This window comes from Rhodococcus sp. YH3-3 (assembly GCF_001653035.1).
Classification (GTDB): domain Bacteria; phylum Actinomycetota; class Actinomycetes; order Mycobacteriales; family Mycobacteriaceae; genus Rhodococcus_F; species Rhodococcus_F qingshengii.
The window spans coordinates 2,107,871-2,130,112 of the sequence record NZ_BCWH01000002.1 but is presented as its reverse complement, the minus strand read 5'-3'; the positions used below and the strand labels follow the sequence as shown (position 1 = coordinate 2,130,112).

Sequence of the window (22,242 nt, the reverse complement as noted above, 5' to 3'; positions counted from 1 at the left end):
GGCCGCCGCCGCGGCCCACCCCTCGAAGGAGAAACACCATGTCATTCCTCCCGTTCCCGATCGTCATCGAAGGCATCGAGACCACTGGTTCTGCCGCGATCGACGGCCTCGGTCGCCTGTCCGTACTCCTTTACGATCTCCTCGGCGGTACCGGGAGCGCCACGATCGACGCGGGCAGCTAGTTCGATACGGCACCAATTCGACACATCAGCTATCTCGGTAGATCTGTGGAGAGGAGACCCCGGTCCGTGAGCGATACCGAAGTTTCAGGGCGTCGTCGGCCGGGCGCAGGCCAGGTGATCGGCGAACTGCTCCTCACGGCCGGGGTCGTCATCCTGCTGTTCGTCATCTATGAGGCGTTCTGGACCAATATCGTCTCGGGGCGGCTGCAGGACGAGCTCAACAACAGTCTGGAGGAATCCTGGGCCGAAGTCCCCGAAGCCTCAGGAGTGATCGATGGTCAGCCGGTGTCCCCGCTGATCCCTGTGCTCGGCGAGGGATTCGCGCGCGTGCATTTCCCCACACTCGGCGCCGCGTACGCAATCGTCGAGGGCACACGCAACGAGGACCTGCGGGCCGGCCCCGGCCACTACCCGGACTCGCAGATGCCCGGCGAAGCCGGAAACTTCGCGCTCGCCGGGCACCGCAATGGTTCCGGCGCAGTCTTCCAGCACCTGGATCGACTCGATGCATGCGATGCCGTCGTCGTGGAGACCGAGTTCCAATGGATGACGTACCGGTTGCTCCCACTCGACCAGGCCTCGCCCGAACGTCGCGCTGCGGCGAAAGCCTGCTTGAATCCCGAGCAAGCCGATCGTGTTTCCGAAGGCGACTACGTCCATCTCCTCGGGCGGCGCATCACCGTGCCCGGGGATGTTGCGGTCGTCAACCCGCTGCCCGGAAGCCCTTGGGCCGAGCCCGACGCCACGCTGGAAAGTATGTTGACACTGACCACGTGCCATCCGCTCTACTCGAACAGCGAACGCTTGATCGTCCACGCGGTTCTCGTCGAAACAATCTCGAAGACTTCGGGCACCATTCCCGCGGCATTCCAGGAGCAATGAATGTACGGATACCTCTGGGGAGCGCTCCCCGGCCCCCGACCAGTGAAGGCCCTGCTGGCGATCGTTCTCGTGGTCGCGGTGGTGCTGCTACTCATGGAATTCGTATTTCCTTGGGTGTCAGAGCATATGCCCTACTCCGACGTCACCGTATAGAGCGCCCGTGCAGGTCGGCCGACACCTGCACAACGCCCGGCTGGAGCCCGAAGGTGCTGTCCTACATCGGACTCGACGGATCTACGATGATTCTGGCGTGTCGATGCAAACCAGTTTCCGCGTGTGTCGGAACGGGTCGCCTCGTTGACGCTCGGGGCTCTCCGGAATGTTTGTTCGACGCCTTAGCGAGCACTGAAACCTGCCTCCGCCGCTACAGAACCTTCGTGAAGATCTGCGCCGGCGCTGCCGTCTCGAGCTTGTCCAGCGCCTCAACCAACCTGACGAAGTGCTCGGTATGGGTGTGGGCGTCGAGGTGCTCCTGAGATTCCCATTCTTCCGCCAACACGAGCTCGCAGGGATTTTCGGTGCGCTGCAGTAACTCGTAGTTGATGCAGCCGACCTCTTTTCGGGTCTCGGTGACAAGTTCGTCGTACAACCGAAGCACTTCCGCGAGATCGCCCTGCTCCACCGTTGTTGGCACCAACACCCTGATCACAAAGACTCTCCGATTCGACTGTCCTGCAATAGCCCGTCGGCTCGAAGTCTGCCGTAGACCTCCGACAGATCGACATTTCCGTTGTGACTCGAAGTTTGCGGACAGGCGCAATATCTACGAAACACCCCCGATACCGGAGGTTCGTAGGGTTTGCCGAAGTCGGGCTCGCAATCAGCAGCGCAGCCCTGGGCCCGGGCGAGGGGTAAGCACATGAGTGGAAATGCAGTTCGCTTGCAAGCGATCAAGGACGTCGAGGCCTACACACCTCCGGTGGTCAGTTTCACGACCGACGAGACACCCGGAGAGGTGTTCGGAGCCAACGTCTTCAACAAGGTGGTCATGCAGAAGCGACTGCCCAAGCTTGTCTACAAATCGGTGATGGCGACGATCGAGCAAGGCAAACCGCTCGATCCCATGGTCGCCGACGCGGTCGCATCCGCGATGAAGGACTGGGCGTTGGAGAAAGGCGCAACCCACTACGCCCACGTCTTCTATCCGCTTACCGGGTTGACCGCCGAGAAGCACGACAGCTTCCTCGAGCCGGTCGGCGACGGCAGTGCACTGGCGGAGTTCGCCGGCAAGACCTTGATCCAAGGTGAACCCGACGCTTCGAGTTTCCCGAACGGCGGGCTGCGCAACACGTTCGAGGCTCGCGGATACACCGGCTGGGATGTCACGAGCCCGGCCTACGTTCTCGAAAACCCCAACGGCAACACACTGTGTATCCCGACCGTGTTCGTTTCGATGACCGGCGAAGCGCTCGACCACAAGACTCCCCTGCTGCGTTCACAACAGGCAATGGGTTTCCACGCCGAACGAATCCTTAAGTTGTTCGGTCATACCGATCCCGAGCACATCGTGTCGTTCTGCGGACCCGAGCAGGAGTACTTCCTGATCGATCGACACTTCTTCCTCGCCCGCCCCGACCTCCTCAACGCCGGCCGAACACTCTTCGGCGCAAAGCCGCCCAAGGGCCAGGAGTTCGACGACCACTACTTCGGGGCGATCCCGGAACGTGTGCTCGGATTCATGATGGACACCGAGCGGGAACTTTTCAAACTCGGTATCCCCGCCAAGACGCGGCACAACGAGGTTGCGCCCGGCCAGTTCGAAATCGCCCCGATGTTCGAGCGAGGCAACATCGCCGCGGACCACCAGCAGTTGCTGATGACCACTTTCAAGACAATCGCCAAGAAGCACGGCATGGAATGTCTGTTCCACGAGAAGCCGTTCGACGGTGTCAACGGCTCCGGCAAGCACGTCAACTTCTCGCTGGGCAACTCCGAACTCGGCAGTTTGCTTGTCCCCGGCGACAATCCGCATGACAATGCCCAGTTCCTCGTATTCTGCGCCGCAGTCATCCGGGCCGTCCACAAATACGCGGGCCTCCTGCGCGCGTCGGTCGCATCGGCAACCAACGATCACCGCCTCGGTGCCAACGAGGCTCCCCCGGCCATCATTTCGATCTTCCTCGGCGATCAACTGGCCGACGTCTTCGAGCAGATCGCCAAGGGCGCCGCGACATCGTCGAAGGACAAGGGCACCATGATGATCGGCGCCGATACCCTTCCCGTCCTACCGACCGACCCGGGCGATCGCAACCGTACGAGCCCATTTGCCTTCACCGGCAACCGTTTCGAGTTCCGCGCGCCAGGATCGCTGCAAACAGTCAACGGCCCGATGGTCACCATCAACACGATCATGGCCGAGGCCTTGGACTACATGGCCACCGAACTTGAGGCCGCGGTCGCCGACGGCGCCGATTTCGACACCGCCGTCCAGAATCTGCTCACCGAGATCATCACCAACCACGGTGCGGTTGTCTTCAACGGCGACGGTTACTCGGAGAACTGGCAGATCGAGGCCGAGTCTCGCGGCCTGCCGAACCTTCGCACCACGCTGGACGCCCTTCCTGAACTGATCACCGAATCCTCGATGGAACTCTTCGAGAAGTACAAGGTCTTCAACCACCGGGAGATGCACAGCCGCTACGAGGTCGGACTCGAACAGTACGCACTGAGCATCGGCGTCGAGGCACGCCTGGCCGCCGAAATCGGTACGACGCTGATTCTTCCGGCCGCAGTGCGCCACCAGACGGAAGTTGCGCAGAACTTCGTCGCACTGAAGTCTGCCGGCCTCGAACCGGATTCAGCACCGCTCGAAGAAGTGTCGGCGCCCGTTGCGGCTCTGCGCACAGCGCTCGCGGCCCTGCGCGCAGCAATCGACACCGACGCCGGCGAGTCGCCATTCGATCAGGCCAAGCACGCACAGGACGCACTCCTGCCCGCCATGGCAGAGGTACGTGCAGCGGCCGACTTCCTCGAAACCATCGTCGCCGACGATCACTGGCCACTCCCGACGTATCAGGAAATGCTCTTCATTCTCTGAGTATCACCCGAATATCACTACCCACAGAACTATGGCCTGCAACTCGATCGAGTTGCAGGCCATAGTTGTCGAATCTTGCTCGGCTAGCGGTCTTCCGGCATCGTGACTTCGAGTACGCGAGCCTCACCGGTGGTCGCGGGGTCAGGACGATCGCGCGAATCCGACGACGCCATCTGGAGTCCGTTCAAATCGGTCCGCATGTAGATGACGTTGTAACGGTCCCACGTGGTGGCGACGAATTCGAGGAACTGTCCGCTCGCCCACGGGTGCATGAATCCGCCGTACAACGCGGGCAACGTGATTCCACTCAACAGGGTCTGCGTACCACTCCACGGGCCTTGCGGTTGGTCGGCCTGACGGATCACCAGGTTGCCCTCGGCACTGGTGTACATGGCAACGTACTTGTTCAGGTAGTCGTTCCACTGCACTGCGAGTTCACTGACCGGTGCCTTGATGACCTGAACGGCATCGGTATCTCGCGGACTCCAACCGGAGCCGTCCCAGTATTCGTAGGCGCCGAGATTTCTGATGTCGGCGCCGGCCACTCGCGCCAGGATCGCCTTACCGAAACGACCTGAGGGAGTTCCGTATTCGTAAATGTAGCCGTCCCGACCGTCGAGGAAGGCGCTCTGCTGGAAGTTGGAATTGATCGGCGATACTGCCGGAATCCCCGGAATGCCAAGTCCTTCGGTATTGGCGCGAACTGTCGCCGGATCGAGTTCCCAGTTCTCACCGTTGTCCGTGGAGAAGGCCAGAGCCGAGTAGTTGGTGGTCCAGGCTCCAGGTTCGTCCCACGACCGAACGGACATGAATCTGATGTACTGCACACCACCGTAAGAGATTCCAGCGGTCGGGATGGTGGTGAACTCACCCGGAATGCCGAATCCCGGAATGATCTCCTTGGAATGATTGGGGCCGTCCAAAGGAGAACTGTCGATCTTCATCCCGTCGGCAATGGCGGTGTCGTTGCTGCGGAACAATACGTTGCTGCGCCAGTCGTCACCCGGGGTGTCGCAGTCGCCCACCGTGTCGCCGAATGCCATCAGCACGTCGTGATCCGGCCCCGAAAGACCGTTGTCCCACATGATTCCGAGGTCGGTACCCGACACGTTGAACCGCTCGATGGTGTTGTTGGGACTGCCTGGGCCAGTGACCATTTCGATCGCCTTGGTCCGGCCGGTCAGCACCGGCAGAGCACCGTTGGGGGCGCCGGTGATCCAAGGCAGCGCGTTGGCGAGGGAGCCGGTACCGGCGGATCCACTGCCGAGCGATCCGGTCAGCGAGCCGAGCGAACCCGTCATCGATCCGGCGGAACCACTTCCTCCCGAACCGCACGGTCCACCGATCGCCGACGCAGACGGTGCTGCGGCAATCGTCGCGGCAATCGTGACGACGCCTATCGACAACATCGCCGACATGGAGTGTTTATTACGCACGTGCAGCCCCTCTGATCATTTCGACTCGTTCGGACCACAGGCACAGTGATCCCCGACCGCAGAAGCAAACCATTTGGAATGTGTTAAGAGAGTGAAAGCTGAGCAAATTGTTATAAATCGCCCGTTCAACTGACACAAGTGACAGCTGTGTCCGATTTCACCTTCACAGGACAGTTGTCCGATACAGCAATAAAGGCGCCTAGTATGTAACGGAAATGTAAAAGAGTTCTCACAACGAGGTAGGTGAGCGGTGTCCGTACGTGACCGCGTAGCGCAGATTTACGATCAGGTTTTGGTTCGCAATGCAGGAGAGCCCGAGTTCCATCAGGCCGCCGCAGAGGTCTTCGAGTCTCTTCACGTAGTGCTCGAACGCCACCCCCGCTACGCCGACGCCGGACTCATCGAGCGGCTCTGCGAGCCGGAACGCCAGATCATCTTCCGCGTGCCGTGGACCGACGACCAGGGCAACGTTCACGTCAACCGTGGCTTCCGCGTGCAGTACAACAGTGCACTCGGCCCCTACAAGGGCGGCCTGCGCTTCCACCCCAGCGTCAACCTGGGCATCGTGAAGTTCCTCGGCTTCGAGCAGATCTTCAAGAACTCACTCACCGGCCTGCCCATCGGCGGCGGCAAGGGTGGCTCGGACTTCGATCCCAAGGGCCGCTCCGACGCAGAGGTCATGCGCTTCTGTCAGTCCTTCATGACCGAACTGCAGCGTCACATCGGTGAATACACCGACGTTCCGGCCGGCGACATCGGCGTCGGCGGTCGCGAGATCGGCTACCTGTTCGGTCAGTACAAGCGGCTGACCAACACGTACGAGTCGGGCGTCCTCACCGGCAAGGGCATCACCTGGGGCGGATCGCAGGTTCGCACCGAGGCCACCGGCTACGGCGTCGCGTACTTCGTCGCCGAAATGCTCAAGGCGAAGGGTGAAGGCCTCGAAGGCAAGAACGTCGTGATCTCCGGATCCGGCAATGTCGCCATCTACGCAATCCAGAAGATCCACCAGCTCGGCGGCGTCGCGATCGCCTGCTCGGATTCCTCGGGATACATCGTGGACAAGAAGGGCATCGATCTCGACCTCCTCAAGGAGATCAAGGAAGTTCGCCGCGGCCGCATCAGCGAGTACGCCGACGCAGTTCCGCATGCCGAGTTCATCGCCGACGGTTCCATCTGGGACGTGCCGTGCGACGTCGCACTCCCCTGCGCGACTCAGAACGAGCTCGACGAAGATGCCGCAAAGACCTTGATCGCCAACGGCGTTCAGGCCGTTGCCGAAGGCGCGAACATGCCCACCACCCCCGGTGGCATCCAGCTCTTCCGTGACGCGAACGTAGCCTTCGCACCCGGCAAGGCGGCCAACGCCGGTGGCGTTGCAACCTCCGCTCTCGAAATGCAGCAGAATGCTTCGCGTGATTCCTGGAGCTTCGAGTACACCGACGAGCGTCTCGCCGGAATCATGCGCGGCATCCACAAGCGCACCATCAACACCGCTGCCGAGTACGGAAAGCCCGGCGACTACGTGCACGGCGCGAACATTGCCGGCTTCGTGAAGGTGGCCGACGCCATGATTTCACTGGGCGTCATCTAGAGATTTCCGCACCACAGACAGCAGTACAAAAAGGGTGATTTCACCCTGGACCGGTTCCCGTACATCGGACTGGTCGAATCAATACCTAGGCCTCGAGGGCCCTGGGTCCGCGAGGACCCAGGGCCCTCGAGCTTGCTCCGAGCAAATCGCCCGCGACGAGCACCGTAGGCGCGGCAATGATCCCAGACGGAACTCGTGGTGTCCTCCGAAACCGTTTTCCGCTCTGACGTCGAAAAACACCGTAAGTGGACGATTGTTTAGGTCCGCAGCGCGTGGGGCATATGGACTTATCTTCACATTTGTCCATTTCACAGTTGGACGATCGTTCATGTGGTAGAAATCACAACGCCTGGCGCAATTCGATCCGCAAATTTCAGCGGCGAGTATGCCCCCGAACAAGGCCTCAGCGTGTACCCCGCTTCGTAACGCGCCGAGCCTCCGGGTGCCTGTGCCAGGCGACGCACCTGTCTAGAGGAGGCCACCCATGTCCCCAGCGCTGCTGAACAACCCGGGACCGCTCATGTTGGGAGGCAAGCCCGCCTCCACAGCGGTCAACGACGTCATCCCACTGGCAAGCGATCTCGTAGATCACCTGTCCCGTGCCAACCCGACGTTGACTTCCCTCCAAACGGAGGCAGTACGTCGGGAACTGATTGCGGTGATCGTGCAGGGGCTCCAAGTGGGGATCCAGCTATTGGATCACCGCAAACTTCCCACCGACCAAGAGTTGGACGGCATTCACACGATGACCGTCCAACAAGCATTGAAAGGCGTGCCACTCAGCGCGATCCTCAACTTGACCAACGAGGGCATCAGCACTTTTCGCACCCTCATCCTCAGCCGGGCCGACGCCGAGGACTCCGCCAATCTCGGGGATCTCAACGAGTTCTTGTTCGCACTTGCGCAGCGGCTTCACTCGTTCATCTCGATCAGCTATCTCTCGGCTCTTCCAGCCGGTTCCCAACTCGGGGAATACTCCGCCGGCGCCCTCGTGAAGGCCATGCTGGACGGCGACGATCCCACCCAGCTTGCGTTGCAGATGGGCGTTGAACTCGCACCCCGCTATCTCGTCCTGCGGCTCCTGGTGAACCTGCCGCCCATCCGCCCGGGAGCACGCAACGGCAACCACCAGCGCATACAGGCCTACCGTGACCTCTCCGTCGCTCAATCGAAAATCGCGGCCCACTTCGGGTCGGCACTGCTCGAAGCTCCTGCACCGCAACGTGGTCTGGTGCTGATCGAGGGCACGCCCGACTGGGGAACAGTGTGCGAGGTCATCCAACGCGCACGCGCGACGGTCGGGGTGGAGATCACAGCAATCGCCGAGAACGCCGCGGTACGAGATATCGCCGCCGCCCAAGCAACCACTCACGAATTGGCGCAACTCGTGCGGCGCCTGAGACTGCCGGCGCGGTCCTACCGAATGGAAGACCTCGCGCTCGAGTATCAACTCACTCGGGGTGGCGCAGGCCGCGACAGCTTGATCAATCTTCTCAAGCCACTCGACGGCAATCCGGAACTGCTGCAGACATTGTCCATACATCTCGCCAACGGCCAGCATCGTCAGCGCACCGCGTCGGCGCTCGGCCTGCACACCAACACCGTCGACAATCGAATCAAGCGCATCGCAACCCTGACCGGATTGGATCCGGCCCTGCCCTCTGAACTGCTCAAACTGCGCGCTGCCATGATCTCGCTGACCTTCGCAAGCACTGATGTGGACAATCGTCCAGCGAAAATGTGAACACTCACATCCTCGCTATTAGCTGTCCACGTGTGGCGCCTGGACCCCACTTTTCCGCTCCGAACCGGGCTATAAAAGTGTGGTGCGAATCACCGCGCAAACCAGTAACAATTAAGGGGAAACACATGATCAACGGCCAGGATAACGCTCTCCTCGGTGCCTTCTTCGACACCATCCTGCAGCTCTTCAACGCGGGCAGCACCGGCACGGGCTCGACGGATGGCGGCGGCGTCTCCTAGGACGAATCTCGGGCCCTGTGCGAGAGAATCTCTCGCACGGGCCCCGCTCCAAGCCGCCTGACACTGTGATGGCGGTGACCACGGTGACCACCACGTCGCCACCGCTGAAACCAGGAGCAAGCACATGATCGCCGCACCAACCACAGGCGCTTTGGCCGTCGTTTTGAACACCGTCCTACAGATGTTCAACGCCGGCAGCAGTTTCCTCTACACCGACAACTCTCCGATTGGCGGCGGCGGCGAAACTCCCACGACGCCTGCTCCCTGATCGACTTACCCGCTCGCATCACACAGTCGCGGCACAGACAGGAACCACCGTGATAAACCAGCACACCCTGGGCAGCCTGGTCATCGACTTCGGCTCACTCTCCCGAGCACTCGGCTTCGGCAACGGCTCCATCGTGTCGCTCGGCAGCACCGGAAGTGGCTGAAACAGCCCGCCTGACCACGTCGACGATCCCGTCGCCGCTCACCTTCTCACCACATCTCGAAACAGAAAGCAGGTCCCCCTGTGCCTACAATTCCGCTCACCGGCGACCCCATCGTCATCAACATCATCGTCCAGCTACTGAGCGCGGGCAGCAGCAATGCACTCGCACTGGGCGGAGTCGGTAGCAGCGGTCTCGGTAGCACCGGGCTCGGCAGCTTCGACTCGGCGAGCCTCGGCAGCGCTGCTTAGGACCTCACTTGTGATCGGCGTTCGATCCGCGTCTTCGGCCGCCGAGGCAGTCCACGAAACCCGCGTTGCCCTCCGTCATCTGTGACGGAGGGCAACGTGGTCGTTCAGGCGAGACGGCTCGCGGTTGCGCGATCAGGCCGTCCGCCGCGGTGAATCAACGCCAGTCTTCAGGTGGATCGCTGTCGTCGTGCTCGATGGTCACGGACTCCGAACGATCGTCAGCTGCAGCCTTTTTCGCTGCTTCACGCATCTCGATTCCGTCGGACACCCAGTCGCCGATCTCGCGCGTCACGTCTCGAACGGCCCCGGCGATGATCATCGCGATCGAGCCCACGTGGTTGGCTGCACTTTCGGTCAGTTCCTGGACCGTGTCCTTGCGGCGTTCGAATTTCCCGACCATCAGTGTGTGCCTCTCAGGCTGCAGTTCGCTGGCGCTCGACGATAACACCGGGAGGGGTCGTCGACTTGACCAAACCGGGCGGAAGAGCGAGCTTGAAGATCTTGCCCCATACCGAACCGATCTGCTTGAAGAACCCACCAGTGTTGTACGGCAAACCGTACTTCCCACACAATTCTTTCACCTGGGGAGCGAGTTCCGGATAACGATGCGCAGGCAGGTCCGGGAACAGGTGGTGCTCGATCTGGTGCGAGAGGTTGCCGGACATGATGTGGAAGAGCGGGCTTCCCTCGATGTTGGCGCTGCCGAGCATCTGACGCACGTACCACTGCCCGCGAGTCTCGTCGGCCGTCTCGTCCTCGGTGAAACTCTGGACACCGGTGGGGAAATGGCCACAGAAGATGATCGAGTACGTCCACACGTTCCGGACCAGGTTGGCGGTGACATTCCCCGCGAGAGTGGTCACGAACAGCGGCCCCGTGAGAACCGGGAAGATGACGTAGTCCTTGAGGACCTGCTTGCCCGCCTTGTTCCACCAGCCCTTCAGGAGCGGCTTGACGTCGTGCCACTTGCGTTTGCCCTGGATGACGTTCTCGATCTCGAGATCGTGCATCATCACGCCCCACTCGAAGAGCACCATCAAGGCGAAGGCCCAGACCGGATTACCGAGGTAATAGGGGTTCCACTTCTGCGCGTCGTCGATACGCAGGATGCCGTATCCGATGTCACGGTCTTTGCCGAGAATATTGGTGTACGTGTGATGCATGTAGTTGTGCGAGTGACGCCACTGGTCGGCCGGGCACACCGTATCCCATTCGAAGACTTCGGAATTGAGCCCTGGTTCACGCATCCAGTCGTACTGACCGTGCATGACGTTGTGGCCGATCTCCATGTTGTCGAGGATCTTGGACACGCTCAATGCACCGACTGCCGCGAGCCACACCGGAGGCAGGAAGCCGAGGTACATCAAGCCGCGACCTGCGACCTCGAACCCGCGCTGAGCCTTGATGATCTTGTAGATGTACTCCCGATCCTCCGCCCCGAGCGAGGCGACGGTGCGATCGCGCAATGCGTCCAACTCGCGGCCGATCTCCTCGACCTGCTCGTACGTCAGGACGACGGGAGCGTCGTCCTTCGCATCGGAACCGTTGCCGAGGAACGGGAGGGTGGGAAGTGAAAGTCCAAACATGTCGGTCTCCAGACAGTCGTGTGGAAAATGGGACTTCAGATGTCGACGGTGACGTCGCCGACGGGAGCACTGACGCACAGCTGGATCTTCTTGTCCGGCTCGTCGTCTGTCTCACCGGTGCGCACGTTTCGGGTACGGCCCGCCTTCTTGACGGAGGTGCAGGAGAAGCAGATTCCCATCCGGCATCCGTACTCGGGATTGAGGCCCGCAGCTTCTGCTTGTTCGAGAAGTGTTTCGCCGGAGTTCTCGGCCGCCACCCCACTTTTGGTGAATGACACCTCGCCGCCGGCCTCCCCCGGCTCGGCCACCGCCGGCGCGAACTCCTCGGTGTTGAGCAAGTGCTCGACGTCGACCTCACGGAACACCTCACGCACTCCCCGCATCAGTCCGGGAGGTCCGCAGAGATAAGCCTGAGCGTCGATCGTGTCCGGATCGGCGATCCAAGGAGCCACCGCGTCGAGGTGCCCGCGATCGAAGAAACCTTCGAGGTCACCTCCACCGCTTTCGGTGTACACGAGTACCAGTTTCACGTTCGGGTTCTGCTCGGCGATGGTCTTCAGCGCGCGCGTGTACGCCACGTCGGCATCGGTGTTCGCGTAATGCACGAACACGATCTCGCCCGAGTGCTGCTCCTCCACCAGCGTCCGAAGCATCGACATGACCGGGGTGATTCCACTGCCGCCACTGATCAACAACACCCGACGCGGGCGGTCGACGGGAAGGGAGAACACCCCGTCTGCCTGCGAGAGGCTGACAACGAGCCCGGGCGCTGCGTTGGCGTACAGATACTGCGACACCAAGCCACCCGGATGCGCTTTGACGGTGAGCTCGATCAGCCCGCTGCGCGTAGACGCGCCCCCGGCCGGCGAGTAGCAGCGAGTGTGACGAACACCGTCGATCACCACGCCCAACTGCACGAACTGGCCCGCCTGAAAACCGCGCCACTGGCGAGTCGGGCGCAGCGTGAGAGTGACGGAGTCAGCCGTCGGATGGTCGACGGCGACAACCTGCGCGCGGATGTCACGAACGGTCGCCATCGGGTTGACCAACTCGAGGTACCGATCGATCTGATGTGGAGCGGCCATGGCTTCGATCAGTCCCACCAAGGACAGCCCGCGCCGAGGTGTGGACTTCGGTGTCGTGTTCTCAGGAGCAGATGCGATTGTCATGACCCTCCTCGTACTTCGATTGCCGGGTGTATCGATTGCTGGGCTAGCTTCCCCCGACTGCGTGAATTCAGTGTACAAATGTTCACCGAAGATAGTGTGACAGGTGCACACAAGTACATGTCAACAAGAATGTGATCCGAGTTACACGAGTTGCCGAAAGGAGCCGGAATGCCTGTACCTACACTCGACGTCGTGACGAAGGCCGGACCGGTGAACCCAGAGCGCAGGGAACCCGACAACAGGGAGCCGGAAAGTCGTGCCGCAAAGAAGGAACGCACACGCCAAGCACTCCTGGACACTGCCATGGACCTCTCGGCCGATCGCGGCTTCGCCGGAATCAGCCTGCGAGAGGTAGCCAGGGAAGCCGGGATCGTTCCGACGGCGTTCTACCGCCACTTCGCTTCACTGGAGGACGTCGGTGTCGTCCTCGTCGAAGAGAGCATGCGCATGTTGCGCCAGATGCTGCGCGACGCAAGGCGTAATCCCAGCACCAAGGACGCCGCTACGTCACTGGGCATCCTTGTGCGACAAGTGCATACACACGAGCGACAGTTTCGCTTCCTCTGCCGCGAACGCTACAGCGGCGTCAGTGAGGTACGACGTGCGATAGCCACCGAAATGCGGTTGTTCGTCAGCGAACTGACCATCGACCTCTCCAGAATTGCCGGACTGGAAAGCTGGTCGTCGGACGATCTGGAAATGGCTGCCGACCTGATCGTCTCGACGATGTTCAGCGCTGTCGTCGAACTGCTGGACGCCGGGACGGCCGGGTATCGCGACGAAGCCGCCGTCATCACACGAGCCGAGAAGCAACTGCGAGTCATCATGCTCGGAATGGCCACCTGGAATCCACCTCGAAACTGACCTCGGGTTCACCTTTTCGACGTACGGTAAGAGTCATGTCTTCCACGAGTACATACGAAATCCCCGTTGGCGACCTCACCTTCGACGTACTGATCTCGGGCCCGGACGACGGCATTCCGCTGGTAGCGCTGCACGGCTTCCCGGAGAGCGCCGCATCCTGGGGCAAGGTCACACCACTGCTCACCGCAGCGGGCTACCGCGTTATCGCACCGAATCAGCGCGGTTACTCCGCCGGCGCGCGCCCCGAAGGGGTGGATGCCTACAAGATCGAGCATCTGGTAGCCGACGTCGTCGGATTGCTCGACGCACTCGGCCTGTCCGACGCGCATCTGGTCGGCCACGACTGGGGTTCGGCGGTCGCCTGGCAGGTCGCCGGTCGCCATCCGAACCGGATCCGCAGTCTGACCGCGATCTCGGTCCCCCACCCCACCGCCTTCGGCTGGGCACTCCGCGAGGACGAGGACCAGAAACAACGCTCGTCCTACATCGGACTTCTCCGACAGGAGGGAAAAGCCGAGGAAGTGTTGTCGGAGGACAACTTTCGCCGGCTGCGTGCCATGTTCGACGGCCAGATCGATCCTGAATTCGCCGACGAGCACATTCGTGTCCTGAGCGGGGAGGGCGCGCTGACCGGCGCCTTGAACTGGTACCGCGCGATGACCCGCGACTTCGGCGACATCGATCGCACCACTGTGCCGACTACGTACGTCTGGAGCACCGGCGACACAGCGCTCGGCCGCGCAGGCGCAGAACGCTGTGGCGAATTCGTGGACGCCCCCTACGAGTTCGTCGTGCTCGACGGCGGAAGTCACTGGATTCCGGAAGAGCGAGCCGAAGAGTTGGCCGAGGCGATCCTCGCACGTGCAGGATCCTGATCGCCGCGACGAATTCGGCTCTATGTATGTTGTCATACATAGAGCCGAATTGATTCCATCACCAGGAGTTCTGCGATGACCGAGACCGTTGCACCACCCCATCCTTTCGACGCTGCTGTCGGATTGACGCCACTCACCGCCGGCTTGTCGACCGGCGAGACCAATCCGGCGTACAACAACATGGTCGGGCCGTTCGGCGGCGTCACCGCTGCCACGTTGCTCGAATCTGTACTGAAGCACCCCGAACGCCTCGGCGATCCGCTGTCGTTGACCGTCAACTTTGCCGGTCCGATCACCGAGGGCGCCTTCGAGACCTCCGCCCGGCCGGTGCGCACCAACCGCTCGACGCAACACTGGTCCATCGAACTTTCTCAGGACGGAACCGTCGCCACTACCGCGACGGCAGTGTTCGGTACCAGGCGTGAAACCTGGTCGTCGACCGAAATCACGATGCCGGAGGTTCCGTCGGCCGAAGACGTTGCGCTGCTGCCGTTCCCCGAGTTCATCGCCTGGGCACAGAACTACGAGATGCGCTTTGTCGAAGGTGCAATCCCCGACCTGGAGTCGGGCGAGCATCCCGACTCGACTACGACGCTCTGGGTGCGCGATCGGCCGGCTCGCGCTCTCGACTTCACGTCGCTGACTGCACTGTGCGATGTCTTCTTCCCACGAGTTTTCTTGCGCCGAGGCAAGATGGCACCGGCTGGGACGGTCTCCATGACCATCTACTTCCACGCCGACGCTCAGACGCTGACCGAACAGGCAGACAATTCCGTGCTGGGAACCGCGCGGACCCAACGGTTCGGCAACGGGTACTTCGATCAGTCGGCCGAAATTTGGGGCAGTGACGGCGCATTGCTCGCTACGACACACCAGTTGGTCTACTTCAAGGATTGACGGGAAGCGCACTGTCCCCTTCCGGCGCCTTCACCATCGACAATGCGGCAAGACCGACGCCGAGAACCACCAGCAGTCCGATGATGCCGGCACGGTCTGCACCGAAGAGCCAAGCGAACAGGCCGAACAGTGTCGGCGCCAGAAACGACACTGCTCGGCCTGTGGTCGCATACAGGCCGAACATCTGACCTTCACGCCCAGGCGGGGTGATGCGCGCCAAGAAGGTTCGTGCCGACGACTGAGCGGGCCCGACGAAGAGGCAGAGCGCGAGACCGAAGATCCAGAACATCACCGGCCCTGACACCGCGATCAGGATCGCGCCGACCACGATCATCGACGCCAGCGAGACGGTGATGACCTGTTTCGGTCCGATCCGATCGTCGAAGCGTCCGGCCACCAATGCACCGATTGCGGAAATCACGTTGGCCGCGACACCGAACAGTAGGACGTCGGCAGCGCTGATTCCGTAGACGTTGACAGCCAGCACGGCCCCGAAGGTGAACACGCCCGCCAGACCGTCACGAAAGAGTGCGCTCGCGATCAGGTACCAGATCGTGCGCCTGTCGACGTTCCAGAGTTCGCGCAGATCGCGCCACAACACCCGATAGGAGTCGAGGAACCCGGCCTTGGACGCTCCCGGATCGACCGCGGGGCTGGGCAACTCGGGAACCTTGAAGAACACCGGAATCGCGAAGACCGCGAACCACACTGCAGCCAGCAGTGCCACCATCCGGATGTTCATGCCGCCGTCGGTGGTCAATCCGAGGAATCCCCGAGTGTCACCGTCGCCGACGATGAACCCGAAGTAGCACAGCAACAGCAGCACGATTCCGCCGAAATATCCCATGGCCCAGCCGAAGCCGGAGACTCGTCCCAGATTCTCCGGTGTCGACACCTGCCGCATCATGGCGTTGTAGGGAACGCCGGCAAGCTCGAAGATCACCGAACCGATTGCGAGCAGAACCAATCCGAGCCACAGATAGCGGTAGTTGTCCTCGACGAAGTAGAGGCCCGCCATCGAGAGCACGGTGATGCCGGTCAGTATCGCGAGCGAGAGTTTACGTTTACCCGACGCATCGAAACGTTGTCCGGTGATCGGAGCGAGAATCGCGATGAAGAAGCCGGCGATTCCGAGTGCCCAGCTGAGCCACGTAGTTGCCGAAATCGTGCCGGGAAGGTCGTCACCGACCGCGTCGGTGAGATAGACCGAGAAGACGAACGTGAGGATCACTGCGTTGAATGCGGCCGATCCCCAATCCCACAGCCCCCATGCGAACACTTGACTCTTCGTGGCCGCACCGCCGATGCCTGCGGGTGGCTCTGCCTGCGTGCTCGTGGACTCGGCGCTCATACGGCGAAGCCTAACTGCGCGCGGGCGACTCGGCGCCTCTCTCCGAAGTCGACATACAAGACGCTCTATGCACCCGAGTTAGTACGCACTTAGTTGCATACGCACCTGAGTGCATAGATACTTTTTCCATGGCACTCGAACATGCGTTGCTCGTCTCCCTTTCCGAACAGGATGCGTCGGGATACGACCTCACACGCCGGTTCGACAAGTCGATCGGCTTCTTCCACAGCGCGACGCACCAGCAGATCTACCGAGTCCTCAAGCGAATGGACGAGGCAGGCTGGGTGGAGGTGGAGGCCATCGCGCAGGACGGCCGACCGGACAAGAAGATGTACCGCGTCAGCGATGCCGGCCGCGCCGAACTGACCCGATGGATCGCAGAGCCGTCCGAACCGAACCACCTGCGCAACGAGTTGGCCATCAAGATCAGGGCCGCTGCGCACGCCGATCTCCCCGCTCTACGACGCGAAGTCGCTCGCCACCGCGACGGCCACGCCGCCCGCCTCGACGTCTACCGACTCATCGAAAAGCGTGACTTCCCCAATCCAGCAGCGCTTTCCGGCTCTTCACTGCACCAGTACCTCGTACTTCGCGGCGGCATCCGCGTCGAAGAAGGATTCACCGACTGGTGCCAGGAAGTTCTGGACGCATTGCCCACTGGCGAGTACGCCACCGAAGACACTGGCGAGCCCGCCACCGAAGACACCGGCGAGTACGCCACGGAAGGACATCTTCAGTCATGACGGATACACAGTTTCCCCGCCTGCTCGAACCGCTCGACCTCGGATTCACGACGCTGAAGAACCGCGTCGTCATGGGATCGATCCACACCGGCCTCGAAGATCGCGCGAAGGACACCGACCGCTTGGCCGAGTACTTCGCCGAACGTGCCCGTGGCGGAGCCGGCTTGATCATCACCGGCGGCTACGCGCCCAACCGCACCGGTTGGCTCTTGCCCTTCGGTGCCAAGCTGACCAACCGCATCGAAGCGCGCCGTCACCGCCGGATCACCAAGGCGGTTCACGACGCGGGTGGAAAGATCGCCATGCAGATCCTGCACGCCGGCCGCTACAGCTACCAGCCGTTCAGTGTCTCCGCGTCGTCGATCAAGGCGCCTATCAATCCGTTCCGTCCGCGCAAGCTGACCGGCCGTGGGGTGCGTTGGCAGATCCGGAACTATGTTCGCTGCGCGCGTCTGGCCAAGTCCGCGGGTTACGACGGCGTCGAAATCATGGGCGGTGAGGGCTACTTCATCAACCAGTTCCTCTGCGAGCGCACGAACAAGCGCACCGACCAGTGGGGCGGCAGTTCCGAGAACCGTCGACGCATGGCAGTCGAAATCGTGCGACGCACACGCAAGGCCGTCGGCCCGAACTTCATCATCGTGTTCCGGTTGTCGATGGCAGACCTGGTCGAGGGCGGTCAGACCTGGGATGAAATCGTCTCGTTGGCAAAGGAAGTCGAAGCTGCCGGCGCCACGATCATCAACACCGACATCGGATGGCACGAGTCACGGGTGCCCACCATCGTCACCTCGGTTCCCCGAGCAGCCTTCGTGGACATCACGAGCAAGCTCGAGAAGCACGTCGACATTCCGGTAGCCGCCTCGAATCGGATCAACATGCCCGAGACTGCCGAAGAGATCCTCAACCGCGGTGACGCGCAGTTGATTTCGATGGCCAGGCCGATGCTCGCCGATCCCGACTGGGTGAACAAGGCAGAACGCGGAGCGTCCGACGAGATCAACACGTGCATTGCCTGTAACCAAGCCTGCCTCGACCACGCCTTCGTTCACAAGCAGGTCTCCTGCCTGCTCAATCCGCGCGCGGGCCGTGAGACCACGTTGATCCTCTCCCCCACCCGGCGGACCAAGAACCTCGCCGTCGTCGGTGCCGGCCCCGCCGGACTTTCCGCAGCACTCAACCTTGCTCAGCGTGGTCATTCGGTCACGTTGTTCGAGGCCTCGGACAAGATCGGCGGGCAATTCGGGATCGCACAGCTCATTCCGGGTAAGGAAGAGTTCGCCGAAACCATTCGCTACTACACCCGCATGCTGGACGTGGCCGGAGTGACAGTCAAGCTCGAAACCCGCGTCGCACCGGCAGATCTCATCGGCTCCTTCGACGAAGTCGTGGTTGCCACCGGCGTGACGCCGCGGGTTCCCAAGATCCCCGGCATCGAGAACCCGAAGGTGCTGACCTACGCCGAGGTCGTCCGAGAGGGCAAGCCCGTCGGCAAGTCCGTCGCCGTCATCGGCGCCGGCGGCATCGGCGTCGATGTGAGCGAATTCCTCACGCACCCCACTTCCCCCACTCTTCATCTCAAGGAGTGGAAGCAGGAATGGGGCGTCACCGAACCCGAAATGGCCCCGGGCGCTCTCACCACTCCGGTACCAGAACTCTCCGAGCGGGAGGTCTACCTCCTCCAACGCAAGCCAGGACGCATCGGCGCCGGCCTCGCGAAGACCACCGGCTGGGTCCACCGGGCGGCCCTCAAGAACAAGGGCGTCCACGAGCTCTCGGGCGTCAACTACGAGCGCATCGACGACGCCGGCCTGCATATCACCTTCGGTGAGAAGCACGAGAAGCCCCGACTTCTCGAGGTCGACACCATCGTCATCTGCGCCGGGCAGGAGTCGGTTCGCGATCTCGTGGACGAATTGACCGTCGCGGGTGTGGTGACCCACATCATCGGCGGCGCGGATGTCGCTGGCGAACTCGACGCCAAGCGTGCCATCGAACAGGGCACACGACTGGCCGCGAAGATCTGACCGGCTACGCTGACTGATCGTGAGCCTGCCGACACCCACAACCACAGCCCGCGCCGTAGTGACCGGCGCCTCCTCCGGCATCGGAGAGGCACTGGCCGCTGATCTGGCATCACGCGGACACTCCCTGATCCTCGTTGCCCGTCGTGGCGAGGTCATGGAGGCCCTCGCCGAGAAGCTTCGCGCCGCGCACGGCGTCGAGGTGGAGGTCCGTGCATCGGACCTCTCCGACAGCGCGGCGCGTGCCGTTCTGGTCGAGGAACTCGGTGGCCGCGACATCAGCATCCTGTGCAACAACGCCGGTATCGCCACCTTCGGGCCGATCGCCGAGCTGGACCCGGCCTACGAGCGCGACCAGGTCGAGCTCAACGCCGTTGCAGTGCACGATCTCACGCTGGCCGTGCTGCCCGGCATGCTCGCGCGCAAGTCCGGAGCCATCCTGATGGTCGGGTCCGCGGCCGGCAACATGCCGATCCCCAACAACGCGACGTACGCCGCCACCAAGGCGTTCGTGAACACCTTTGCGGAATCGTTGCGAGGTGAACTCAAGGGCACCGGAGTGAACGTCACCCTGCTCGCCCCAGGCCCCGTACGCACCGAAACCCCGGACCCGGCCGAAGCGTCGATCGTCGACAAGCTCGTCCCGGACTTCTTCTGGATCTCGAGCGAGTACACCGCCAAGGTCTCGCTCGACGGCCTGGCCGAGAACAAGATGCGCGTCGTACCGGGCATCTTGAGCAAGGCGATGTCCGTCGCGGGCGGTTACAGCCCGCGTGCCGTCGTTGCGCCGATCGTGGGCACGTTCTACAAGAAGCTCGGCGGCTGATTCACTCAAACTTCTCAGAGCAGGCCATAGCAGACCGTATAGTCGGTTAATGGTGATGCGAAGAACACTGGCAGTCGGGGCAATCCTTCTTTTGAACGGAGGGTTGCCCTTACTGCTGCCCACGGCAGCGAATGCATGTTCGTGCGCATCATCGGCTACCCCGGAAGAAGCCGTGAGCGTCTCCAGCACCGTTTTCCTCGGGACTCCGACGGAGAAAACTTCGGACGGGTTCGAGGACACCTACCTGTTCGACGTCAGCCGGGTCTACAAAGGCGATCTGGCATCGGTGACGTCGGTGGGGACACTCGCGAACGGGAACGGTTGTGGCACAAGCTACGTGCTCGGCACCGAGCAGCTGATGTTCGTTTCTGCGCCGTACGACGTCGACGCCGAGCACGAGGGGCACAGCTGCGGGCCGGCTACCGAAACCGGGTTCGACATCCAAGCGGCGGTCGAGTCCGTGTACGGCGCCGGTTACGCCCCGAGTGCCGGCGGAACTCCGTCCGTTGGTGTGTCCGCCGACCGATCGACGGTCATCGGCGGAGGCGCCGCGGTGGCATTGCTCGCGGTGCTCGGTTGGTTCGGATGGAGGCGGCGGCGAGCACAGTGAGTCGACAGGCACAGTAAGCCGAGGCCGTCAGAGCCGCGTCAACCTCGTTCGGCGGCGCGTCAAGTAAGCGTCAAGATCCGCTCCACCGGTGATCTTCGGGAGTAGATCTGAAAGTAGCCCGCAACACGGCGGGTCACCTTCAGGAGATCGACGTGACGCTACTCGAAATCTTCCCCTCCCTACGCGGCGCAATGACACCGCGTATGGATCCTGCGTTGTGGCCCATCAGTACTCGCCACGACCACAGCGGGCGTGTCTGCATCGGCGACGTCTCCCTCGAAGAGATCGCGGACCAGTACGGCACACCGACGTACGTCGTCGACGAGGCGGACGTGCGGCACCGCTGCCGCACGTATCGAGAGATCTTCCCCGACTCGGAGATCGTGTACGCCGGCAAGGCACTGATGATTCGAGCGATGGCTACCTGGGTCTCCGACGAGGGACTCGGGGTGGATGTCTGTTCCGCCGGTGAACTCGCCGTCGCGCTTGCCGCGGGCGTGGACCCCCACCGAATCATCCTGCACGGCAATGCCAAATCGGTTTCCGAACTGAGGGCGGCGGTCAACGCGGGTGTCGGCCGGATCGTCCTCGACTCCCCCAGCGAAGCGGTACGGCTCGCGTCGGTGTGCACCCACCGACAGAAGGTGTTGGTCAGAGTCACACCCGGCATCGACATACACGGACACAAGGCAGTGTCCACGGGCATCGTGGACCAAAAGTTCGGCCTACCAGCGTTTTCCGAAGAACTGGAACATACGGTATCCGTCGTCGCCAACGCGACGCACCTGCAGCTCATCGGCCTGCATTGCCATCTCGGCTCCCAGATCACCGATCCCGAACTCTTCCGCCCCGCGATCGAGACGATGATCGCACAGATGGACGACATACGACGCTCGCATCGAATCATCCTCACCGAACTCGATCTCGGCGGTGGCCATGGGATCGCCTACGTGCCGGGAGATGCCCAATTGGATCTGACCCGCCTCGCTCACGTCATCGACGAAACTCTCGACGACGCGTGCACCCGAAACCGCTTCCCTCGCCCCGAAATCGTGCTCGAGCCTGGCCGAGCGATCGCTGCGCGGGCCGGAGTCACGCTCTATCGCGTACAGAACATCAAGTCGATCAGCGGGGGACGAACCTTCGTCTCCGTCGACGGCGGGATGAGCGACAACCCTCGGGTGTCGTTGTACGACAGCCACTACGACGTCGAACTGGTGAACCGACATTCGCGCGCACCGCTCCAGGAAGTCACCGTCGCCGGGCGCCACTGCGAATCGGGCGACGAAATTGCCGTCGGAGCAAGGCTTCCCGCCGACCTACATGAAGGTGACCTGTTGGCAGTGCCGTGTACGGGCGCATACCACCACAGCATGGCCTCCACCTACAACAGCGTCGGCCGGCCGCCGGTCGTCGCCGTGCTGGGCGGGATTGCGCGGCCGTTGATCAGGCGCGAATCGATCAACGACCTGCTGGCCCGCGAGGTCGGCATCTGACCTCGCGG

At 62.1% G+C, this 22,242-nt stretch carries 22 protein-coding genes; 16 read left to right on the top strand and 6 right to left on the bottom strand.

The window, feature by feature from the left end; genetic code table 11:
* Positions 1 to 38 precede the first annotated feature (38 nt).
* The 3 genes from YH3_RS36165 to YH3_RS36160 all read left to right on the top strand — a co-directional run bounded on the left by YH3_RS36165 (position 39) and on the right by YH3_RS36160 (position 1,217).
* Positions 39 to 182: a hypothetical protein gene (locus YH3_RS36165; RefSeq protein ID WP_007733341.1), complete on the top strand. Its 144-nt coding sequence runs from the start codon at positions 39 to 41 to the stop codon at positions 180 to 182.
* Between the two features lie 66 nt (positions 183 to 248).
* Positions 249 to 1,064: a class E sortase gene (locus YH3_RS22910; RefSeq protein ID WP_007733340.1), complete on the top strand. Its 816-nt coding sequence runs from the start codon at positions 249 to 251 to the stop codon at positions 1,062 to 1,064.
* Entirely contained in the window at positions 1,065 to 1,217 is a 153-nt protein-coding gene (locus YH3_RS36160; protein WP_003945315.1) for a hypothetical protein, read from the top strand.
* 211 nt (positions 1,218 to 1,428) lie between these two features.
* On the opposite strand, the gene YH3_RS22905 is transcribed toward YH3_RS36160, so the two are convergent.
* On the bottom strand, positions 1,429 to 1,698 hold the full coding sequence (locus YH3_RS22905; protein WP_238592681.1) for a putative quinol monooxygenase: 270 nt from the start codon (positions 1,696 to 1,698) through the stop codon (positions 1,429 to 1,431).
* A gap of 225 nt (positions 1,699 to 1,923) precedes the next feature.
* Here YH3_RS22905 and YH3_RS22900 point away from each other — a divergent pair, with 225 nt between their 5' ends.
* Positions 1,924 to 4,101: a glutamine synthetase III gene (locus YH3_RS22900; protein WP_003945365.1), complete on the top strand. Its 2,178-nt coding sequence runs from the start codon at positions 1,924 to 1,926 to the stop codon at positions 4,099 to 4,101.
* Positions 4,102 to 4,184: 83 nt separating this feature from the next.
* Here the strand turns inward: YH3_RS22900 and YH3_RS22895 are convergent, their stop codons facing one another.
* The gene (locus YH3_RS22895) at positions 4,185 to 5,519 is read right to left on the bottom strand and encodes a DUF4185 domain-containing protein (protein WP_007733338.1); all 1,335 of its coding nucleotides are present in this window, start codon (positions 5,517 to 5,519) and stop codon (positions 4,185 to 4,187) included.
* 268 nt (positions 5,520 to 5,787) lie between these two features.
* Between YH3_RS22895 and gdhA the strand changes: the two genes are divergently transcribed.
* From gdhA to YH3_RS36150, 4 genes are all read left to right on the top strand, one after another.
* On the top strand, positions 5,788 to 7,131 hold the full coding sequence (gene gdhA, locus YH3_RS22890) for an NADP-specific glutamate dehydrogenase (RefSeq protein ID WP_003945368.1): 1,344 nt from the start codon (positions 5,788 to 5,790) through the stop codon (positions 7,129 to 7,131).
* Between the two features lie 484 nt (positions 7,132 to 7,615).
* On the top strand, positions 7,616 to 8,875 hold the full coding sequence (locus YH3_RS22885) for a CdaR family transcriptional regulator (RefSeq protein ID WP_003945374.1): 1,260 nt from the start codon (positions 7,616 to 7,618) through the stop codon (positions 8,873 to 8,875).
* A gap of 363 nt (positions 8,876 to 9,238) precedes the next feature.
* The gene (locus YH3_RS36155) at positions 9,239 to 9,382 is read left to right on the top strand and encodes a hypothetical protein (protein ID WP_003945326.1); all 144 of its coding nucleotides are present in this window, start codon (positions 9,239 to 9,241) and stop codon (positions 9,380 to 9,382) included.
* Between the two features lie 243 nt (positions 9,383 to 9,625).
* Positions 9,626 to 9,793 (top strand): hypothetical protein, encoded by a 168-nt coding sequence (locus YH3_RS36150; RefSeq protein ID WP_003945367.1) that lies wholly within the window; start codon positions 9,626 to 9,628, stop codon positions 9,791 to 9,793.
* A 154-nt stretch (positions 9,794 to 9,947) separates the two neighbouring features.
* On the opposite strand, the gene YH3_RS22880 is transcribed toward YH3_RS36150, so the two are convergent.
* The 3 genes from YH3_RS22880 to YH3_RS22870 are packed head-to-tail and all read right to left on the bottom strand — an operon-like array spanning position 9,948 to position 12,548.
* Positions 9,948 to 10,193 (bottom strand): hypothetical protein, encoded by a 246-nt coding sequence (locus YH3_RS22880; protein ID WP_003945295.1) that lies wholly within the window; start codon positions 10,191 to 10,193, stop codon positions 9,948 to 9,950.
* Positions 10,194 to 10,206: 13 nt separating this feature from the next.
* Entirely contained in the window at positions 10,207 to 11,379 is a 1,173-nt protein-coding gene (locus YH3_RS22875) for an acyl-CoA desaturase (RefSeq protein WP_003945297.1), read from the bottom strand.
* Positions 11,380 to 11,414: 35 nt separating this feature from the next.
* Complete coding sequence (locus tag YH3_RS22870; protein ID WP_050656813.1) at positions 11,415 to 12,548, bottom strand: ferredoxin reductase; 1,134 nt, start codon at positions 12,546 to 12,548, stop codon at positions 11,415 to 11,417.
* A 168-nt stretch (positions 12,549 to 12,716) separates the two neighbouring features.
* Here YH3_RS22870 and YH3_RS22865 point away from each other — a divergent pair, with 168 nt between their 5' ends.
* The 3 genes from YH3_RS22865 to YH3_RS22855 all read left to right on the top strand — a co-directional run bounded on the left by YH3_RS22865 (position 12,717) and on the right by YH3_RS22855 (position 15,184).
* The gene (locus YH3_RS22865) at positions 12,717 to 13,412 is read left to right on the top strand and encodes a TetR family transcriptional regulator (RefSeq protein WP_003945327.1); all 696 of its coding nucleotides are present in this window, start codon (positions 12,717 to 12,719) and stop codon (positions 13,410 to 13,412) included.
* Positions 13,413 to 13,447: 35 nt separating this feature from the next.
* Complete coding sequence (locus YH3_RS22860; RefSeq protein ID WP_003945355.1) at positions 13,448 to 14,287, top strand: alpha/beta fold hydrolase; 840 nt, start codon at positions 13,448 to 13,450, stop codon at positions 14,285 to 14,287.
* Positions 14,288 to 14,362: 75 nt separating this feature from the next.
* Positions 14,363 to 15,184, top strand: a complete 822-nt coding sequence (locus YH3_RS22855) for an acyl-CoA thioesterase II (protein ID WP_054826998.1) — start codon at positions 14,363 to 14,365, stop codon at positions 15,182 to 15,184.
* On the opposite strand, the gene YH3_RS22850 is transcribed toward YH3_RS22855, so the two are convergent.
* Positions 15,174 to 16,535: an MFS transporter gene (locus tag YH3_RS22850; RefSeq protein ID WP_007733331.1), complete on the bottom strand. Its 1,362-nt coding sequence runs from the start codon at positions 16,533 to 16,535 to the stop codon at positions 15,174 to 15,176. The genes YH3_RS22855 and YH3_RS22850 overlap by 11 nt on opposite strands.
* 128 nt (positions 16,536 to 16,663) lie before the next feature.
* On the opposite strand from YH3_RS22850, the gene YH3_RS22845 reads away from it, so the two are divergent.
* The 5 genes from YH3_RS22845 (at position 16,664) to lysA (ending at position 22,234) form a co-directional block, all read left to right on the top strand.
* The gene (locus tag YH3_RS22845; protein ID WP_064444095.1) at positions 16,664 to 17,278 is read left to right on the top strand and encodes a PadR family transcriptional regulator; all 615 of its coding nucleotides are present in this window, start codon (positions 16,664 to 16,666) and stop codon (positions 17,276 to 17,278) included.
* A complete protein-coding gene (locus YH3_RS22840) occupies positions 17,275 to 19,305 on the top strand; it encodes an NADPH-dependent 2,4-dienoyl-CoA reductase (protein ID WP_030537591.1) in 2,031 nt (676 codons plus the stop codon). The genes YH3_RS22845 and YH3_RS22840 overlap by 4 nt, the downstream gene beginning before the upstream one ends.
* A 19-nt stretch (positions 19,306 to 19,324) precedes the next feature.
* Positions 19,325 to 20,128, top strand: a complete 804-nt coding sequence (gene cmrA, locus YH3_RS22835) for a mycolate reductase (RefSeq protein WP_007733327.1) — start codon at positions 19,325 to 19,327, stop codon at positions 20,126 to 20,128.
* A 172-nt stretch (positions 20,129 to 20,300) separates the two neighbouring features.
* Positions 20,301 to 20,738, top strand: a complete 438-nt coding sequence (locus YH3_RS22830; RefSeq protein WP_063316250.1) for a hypothetical protein — start codon at positions 20,301 to 20,303, stop codon at positions 20,736 to 20,738.
* A 152-nt stretch (positions 20,739 to 20,890) separates the two neighbouring features.
* Positions 20,891 to 22,234, top strand: a complete 1,344-nt coding sequence (gene lysA, locus YH3_RS22825) for a diaminopimelate decarboxylase (protein WP_064444094.1) — start codon at positions 20,891 to 20,893, stop codon at positions 22,232 to 22,234.
* Positions 22,235 to 22,242 lie beyond the last annotated feature (8 nt).